The 6,894-nt window shown below is 51.3% G+C and carries 6 protein-coding genes; all 6 read left to right on the top strand.

Annotation, left to right across the window (positions count from 1 at the left end; all coding sequences use genetic code 11):
- Positions 1-67 precede the first annotated feature (67 nt).
- Positions 68-667 carry a hypothetical protein gene (locus AC04PT_RS19970; protein WP_482875551.1) on the top strand — a complete coding sequence of 200 codons (600 nt, stop codon included), beginning with the start codon at positions 68-70 and terminating at the stop codon, positions 665-667.
- Between the two features lie 175 nt (positions 668-842).
- Positions 843-1,001: a helix-turn-helix transcriptional regulator gene (locus tag AC04PT_RS19965; RefSeq protein ID WP_482875550.1), complete on the top strand. Its 159-nt coding sequence runs from the start codon at positions 843-845 to the stop codon at positions 999-1,001.
- Positions 1,002-1,757: 756 nt separating this feature from the next.
- Positions 1,758-4,253, top strand: coding sequence for a sensor histidine kinase (locus tag AC04PT_RS19960; RefSeq protein WP_482875549.1), 2,496 nt, complete (start codon positions 1,758-1,760; stop codon positions 4,251-4,253).
- Entirely contained in the window at positions 4,250-4,681 is a 432-nt protein-coding gene (locus tag AC04PT_RS19955) for a response regulator (RefSeq protein ID WP_482875548.1), read from the top strand. The genes AC04PT_RS19960 and AC04PT_RS19955 overlap by 4 nt, the downstream gene beginning before the upstream one ends.
- Before the next feature lie 4 nt (positions 4,682-4,685).
- Positions 4,686-5,123 carry a TIR domain-containing protein gene (locus tag AC04PT_RS19950; RefSeq protein ID WP_482875547.1) on the top strand — a complete coding sequence of 146 codons (438 nt, stop codon included), beginning with the start codon at positions 4,686-4,688 and terminating at the stop codon, positions 5,121-5,123.
- A 277-nt stretch (positions 5,124-5,400) separates the two neighbouring features.
- Complete coding sequence (locus AC04PT_RS19945; RefSeq protein ID WP_482875546.1) at positions 5,401-6,603, top strand: tyrosine-type recombinase/integrase; 1,203 nt, start codon at positions 5,401-5,403, stop codon at positions 6,601-6,603.
- The last annotated feature ends 291 nt before the right edge of the window (positions 6,604-6,894 follow it).

Here is a 6,894-nt window from a genome sequence, read left to right as displayed (position 1 = left end):
GCGGACGAAAAGCGCGACGCCCTCGGCGCATGGTCGCAACATGTGATGAAGCTGGTTCGAAAGCACGATGACGAAATCGCACCTCGCAAACGCCAATCCCTTTGAAGGCCCAAGACAGGCGTTCCAAGTCGTTGGATGCGAGGTCTTCCATGAAGCATGGCGTGCTGAAAACGTGGAAGACCCAAAAGGTGCCGAGCATCGCGAGGTTCTCGCAATCCTGCGAAACGCCCTGCGATCCGGCGACGTTAGCGCCCATTGGCACACTCTTGATTTCAAACACAGCGGCGATCTACGCCCGCAGGATGCAGACCAAGAGTTCTTTCGGTTTATCCTGCGAGATGACCATGTTTTTCATCACGGCATGAATGAACCTGTCCGTTGCAGTATCCATATTGAGCAATTGCGACGATGGCTGCGCGGCAAGGTTGTTCAGCCGGCCACCCCGACCCAATTGGCAAAGAACCAGTGTCTTGACTGGCTGATAGAGATTTTCTCAGACGCAGAGCGGAGAATTCCTCCGTCCGACGCATTGAAGCGTGAGGCCAAAGATAGGTTTCCCCGCCTATCCGACCACGCATTCAAGGAAGCCCGAAAACGCGCAATCTCGGCAACAGGGCGTCAGGACCTGGCCAAAGCAGGACGGCGCAAAAATCCAATCAGTGAATGAACTAATTTCCTCACAATTTTTTGCTGTATCCGCGTCCGCTACCTTCTGCCTGTCGGCTGACGAAATGGAATGCGCATTCCTTCACTCCACAGGCTGAAGGAAAAGACAGATGAAGATTGCAGACGGTCGAAAGACCTTGGCCACGCGCGCTGACCTCTAGCGCCTTGGCATCAACGTGAGCAACACGACCCTACTGCGCTGGGAGGCCCGTGGGCGCTTCCCTCGGCGTATCAGGATGGCCGGGACCAGCGTTGCGTGGTTCCTGTCTGAGATCGAGGACTGGCTCGCTGACCGCGATGCCGAGCGCGCTCGCACCCATTACGCCGACTACTGACCGGCGACCAAACCCCACCAAATAATGCGACCTGCGCGCGCCCGAGGGTGTCCATCACCTGTGGCTGCCGGATCGCATGTCGGAGATTATCATGACGAACAAGAAAACCTACGTGCCGAACAAGCACCCCAAGAACACGGCCCGGATCTTTCAAGGACCTTGACGACGACGCCGATGTCACCCGCAGCCAGTACAAACCGCGTTGATCCGTCAGACCTCCGGTGCGTTAAACATCTGCGCATCACTTGCGCATTTCAAGCCCCTTCCCAAAGAAAATTTTAACTTGCCTAGTCCGGGCTTTCCTTAGTCGTGCGCCGAACATCAAATAGCAGACCGCCTGAAGTGCTACCCAACTGATACCCAAGCGCAAAATACCCACAGCCCCGATATGCAGCGGAGGTCATAAGGCATTGATAAGATTATTAAAATGTGGTGCCCGGGGGCGGAATCGAACCACCGACACGAGGATTTTCAATTAGCCTTGTAGTCCGCACGGGCTGTCTCAAGATCGCTCAACCTGTGAGATAGCAGATTGAAAGCATTGATCTTTGCGCGTCGCAGATTATTTCGTCCCGTCTCGCGCCGGAGCAATAAAGCTCACTCCCACTGCTACCCCAGTGATACCCACAAGCTAGACCCGCCAGAAAAATTAGTCTGAAAACGAAAATGAAACCGTAACCATGCGCGTGAGCGTTGACAGAAGCTGCTCAAGGGTGATCGTATCGACCAGAAACATACGCTCCGGACGTACTTGAAGTGAAAAATATTGGCACGAAGTTTGTACTAGACATTGGCAATGTCGTTGAGAACGATACCCTAGCCTTTGACAAGAAGATCTCATCCATTTTGGATCTGCTAGTTCAATTTGGTTTTCACTCGGCAAGATTTTATCTCAAGACCGACAACGGGGTCTCCGGGCACGATGACGAGATACAGCTCGTGTCATACTCTTACAGAGATCAACCGAAGGCGGATGGCGGAAAACTTAGTGGATATAAAATTCGACTTTCGGACACCTCAATATCAAGAAAAGGAAAGTTAAAAAACGGCTACTGTTTTGATAGCCATGATAATTGCCAAGATCTGGATTGGCCGGATGATCTTGAAATAAATGGAACTCAATGGGTAGACTTGGCGATTGCCAATCAAACGACTGGCGAGCTTTATGGACTGCTGGCGATCTCATGGACTGGAGACTTAAAACTCGTCGATGAAAATGCTCTTTCGGCCCTACGACTAATAGCGCTCCGATTATCATTTTGGATCTCGGAAAGATCAGCCGCAATCGAACACGCGCGAGAAGAAGTTGAAGATAGCATTCACTTAGACTCAGGCACCGGGCATCTTTCAAACGGCTCAACACTTACCATTCTGCGATTTATTACAGACAATTTTCCGGTGGACTGTGTGTCCATATTTGAGATTGACGCAGTTACTGGGCGAGTAGAAAAGATCGAGGAGATCTTGTCTGGACAGATTGTCAGCGAAAAACATTTTCCAGAAAAGTATCGGATTGGTGAATTCCTAACTGGCAACGCAGCCATTTCAAAATCATCAAGGTATGTCCCAGACTTCGAAGACTTCTGCGAACGTTCATCTGAGAGAATCTTTGAACTAAGCCTAAATAGACATCGACAGGAAATAGGTGGCATAAAGTCCTGCCTTTATGGTGTTTTTGGATTTGGATCAAAGCAGTATCTACTAAGGTTGTTTCGCGGCATCAACTCTGACCTAATTTTCTTCTCAAAGAAGGACCGGGATGACCTTTGGAATTCATGTGAAAAACTCTCGGAGAAGATTGAACGCGAGGTCCGGCAATTTCAACTTAACAAGATACATAGCTCCGCTACTGAAGGATTAAAGGTCGAGAATGAGGTAAGAGTCGACTTTTCCGGTCTGATTGCGCACCTGAACCACTCAGGGTTTGAGCATTTCGTTCTGGCAGTCGACTCACAATTGGATGGCACTAGTGAAGTGATCGATGCTGGCGGAGGCATGTCTGTATACAGGAACCGCCGTTTTTGGGCGGAATCGGAGCTGAGTAAGGCGCTGGAAGCTCATAATCTCTCAGATACATTCATTTTGGTAGACCTCAGACAAATGGGGCGGAGTGCAGCCAAGTGGGAGGGAATGGCGCAAGAATTAAGGAAGCTAGGCGGCGAATCCCTGATAATCATTAAGGCCGATTTAGTGTCGGAGGACATGCTGCTTTGCATTTCACTTTCTTGGAGTGAACATGATACGGGATTTTCCGAACTTTTCGGGCAGATGAGTACTGAAGTTGAGTTTATCCAATCAGTTCTATCGGTATATGCGTTTGCAAACGAAGCCTCGGGTTCACTGATCTCTGCGGAGAAGGCAGATCACATGTTGGCGGATCTTGGGCATGAAGTCGGAACGCCGGTTTCAATACTGACTCAAACAGCCATCGAAGCGTGTGATATTGCAATAGACGCGATGCGGCAATTTACTTCGTCTGTGGCAGTTTCGGGTGAGAAATTTCAACCGGAGGAGAGGGTCATTGAACTTGAGGCTTTGAAGCGTGAGGTTAATCAAGAGGGTGGTGTTATACAAATCATTACTGAGATACCTCGCGCCCTTGCCCAAATCGGAACGAGCTCAATCGAGGCCAATTTCAAAAGATATCGATGGTCGGAGCTTGTCGATGATGCATGGAGAGACGCGCTGAGTTGGTCGTTGGTTCTTGACGAAACCGGATTGGGCGCAGGAAGAGTTGCAAAGGGGCGGTTCACGATCAAGAGAAGCGAAAACTTGGAGCCTGGAAACTCGAAATCGCCCGAGATAGTGGGAGATTATGTGCTATTGAAGATGGCACTCGGTAACCTATTGAAAAATGCGCTCAAGTACAGCTTCCCAAAGTTTGACAACCACCACCGTCGACGACCTATGGAAGTCGGTGTCTTTCTTGAACCGCAGGGTGACCGTGTTTTTCTCAATGTGAGGAACTGGGGGTTAGGGATACCCGAAGATCAGATGAGGAAAGTTTTCGGGAAGTATGCTAGAATTGAGCGTAAAGATAGGGTTCGGAGCATACGTGGAAGGGGGATTGGGCTTCATCTCGCAAGAACGTTTGTGAGGGCGCACGGCGGTGACATTGTCTGCCACTACAGTAAGCCCACCGGTGAATTTGACGACCCGCGTAGAATTGAAGCACTTGAAGGTTATGAGACACAATTTCGATTGTGGCTTCCTAAACACGCTGAACTTGGGAGAAGGATACTGAAGCTATGACCGATGTTCTTACGCGAGATGTGACGATATTGTGGGTTGAGGATGTACCACGTTCAATTCGCGCTAATCTACGAGAGTTACGGCGCAGAGGATTTGACGTTGAAGTGACTGAGAGCCTGGAGGAGACAGAGAAAACGCTCAGAGCAAGAAATTTTGATCTGCTGTTTGTGGACTATTCAATCCCCAGAATTTCTGGCGAAGAGGCTACAACAAATGCCGCTCTCGGGTTTGGTTTGATTGAAGAAATTAGAGCGGGAAGTTTCGGGAAAAGAAACCGGTGCGCCCGGATTGTGCTCTGTACGGCCCAAAGAGAAAGTATCGGTGCGCGGAATTCGAAAATACATGATTTTGACGTTTCGGTCATCCCGAAGACAAGCTCCTATTTTGATTCTATAGAAATAGCTGAAAATATCCGCAAAGGGAAATAATACGATGTCGCCAAGTGTTTTTGTGGTTCACGGCCACGCACTCACCCATCGGGACAAACTTGTAAAAATTCTTAGAGACATGGGCTGTACGCCTGTCGTTCTTGAGTTTGCCCCGAAGAAAGGGCGATCAATTTATGAGGAATTTCTAGATCAGGCTGCCTCTTGCGAATTCGCCTTCATCTTGATAACGCCTGATGACAAGATGGCCAGCGAAATTCCGGACGATCAAGTCTTTCGGGCTCGACAGAATGTTATCTTCGAAATGGGTTGGTTTTTCGGAGTTTTGGGTCGTGAAAGAACTAGGCTTTTGTATAAGGGTGATATCGAAATACCAAGCGATGTGTCCGGAGTCGTCTATGTAAAGTTTGATGACACTTTGGATGAAATTCGCTCGGATATCCGCGAGGCGCTGCAGTCGGGTGGACTATCTCCTAAGGAATAATTGCATTCCGTCATGGTTGAATTTTCCCTAGTCGTTCACGATTTCGCAGTACGCAAGTAACCATCCTAAGACCATATGTTTCTGACAAAATATGGGAAGCTGCCTTGAGCGGCACTATGGAGAGGGGTTGCAATTAATCTCCCTAAGGCTTTCGGGCAACGTCAACTATAGAGTTCTCGGGAATTCTTTCCTTCGGAGTTTCAAACCGGCTCATACTTGCAGCTTGTATCTAGATTTGTCCCTGACGCGGCTCATCCGCCCATTGTATCATGGGTTTATGAAACGCAAACTTACCACCAAGTTCATCGAAGGGCAGAAGCCTGATCCGTCCAAACGTCTCGATTTTCGAGACGAGTTGATGCCAGGTCTTGTCCTGCGCATCAGCACATCCGGCACCAAAACTTTCTGCCTACACAAGCGCATCAACGGCAAGATGCGGCGCCTGACCATCGGGCGGTTCGGCGTCTTGTCGCTGGCCGAGGCGCGTGAACGAGTGCGTCAGGTTCTTTACGAAATCGAGAAGGGCCGGTTCGAGGATCGCACCGGCATCGAGGTCGAAACGAAGCCCACGCTGGGCGACGTGATCCCCGATTACATCGAAAAGCACGCTAAGGTTCACAACCGCGACTGGAAGCGCAAGGAAGCCTTGCTGGCGAAGTTCACCACCCTACACGGCAGACGGATCGACGAGATCAAGCGCGTCGATGTCGTGAAAGCCTGCGACGTGATCCACAAATCCGCGCCGGTCAGTGCGAACCGCGCGCTGGCCCACCTAAAGCACCTGATGGGCTGGTGCGTCGAACGCGGGATGATTGATGCCTCCCCCATCGCCGGGATGAAACCGCTGTCCAAGGAACGGTCGCGCGAACGCGTGCTGACCGACGATGAGCTGGGCGCGCTGTGGACGGCCTGTGACGCCGAAGGCTACCCTTTCGGGGATTGCATGAAGCTGTTGATGCTCAGCGGCCAGAGACGCGCTGAGGTCGCTGAAATGCGCTGGTCGGAACTCGACCTCGAAAAACGCCTTTGGACCCTGCCTTCGCAGCGCGCCAAGAACGGCAGGCAGCAAACCGTGCCGATCACTGATGCGATGCAGGATGTGCTGCGCAAGGTGCCGAGGTTCCTCGGGTCGGACTACGTGTTCACGACCACCGGGAAATCGCCCGTATCGGGGTTCGGTCGCCTGAAGGACCGCCTCGACAAGGCTCTGCCCGAAGGCACGGAACCTTGGATCATTCACGACCTGCGCCGCACGATGTCCACGAACATGGCGATGCTGGGCGTACCCCAGCCCGTCACCGAGGCGCTTCTCAACCACAAGACGGGTGTGGTTTCGGGCGTGGCCGCTATCTACAATGTCTATTCATACGCGGACGAGAAGCGCGAGGCATTGGAACAGTGGAACCGCCATCTGACCAAGATGACACAGGGTCATTCGGACCGGCCTGCCGGAAAGATGTCGGCTCAATTCTCCGCCTGAAAGACGACCCGCGCTTTCCAGGTTTCTGGGAAAAGATCAGCTCATCGGGGAAGGCGAAACGCCGAGCGCTGCAAATGTCACCGTCCGCCTTCGCGGTTTCACCTTTCGACATGTCGGCAACGCAGCGTATCACTTGGATGAAACGGAACGTGCTGCATCCCGTCGAGAGGCTAGAAAGCGCGCTGACAAATGAGAACGCACCAAAATTCGTCTATTGGGAGGATCAGCTTCGTGAACCTCAAGATGGAATTTTTCTCATTGATTGTGTTGACCTTCTGTCAGGCTTGGCCG

The sequence above is a fragment of the Litorisediminivivens sp. KMU-197 genome (assembly GCF_056858395.1).
Note: the sequence above shows the minus strand (reverse complement) of the source record. Positions and strands in the feature narration are given on the sequence as shown.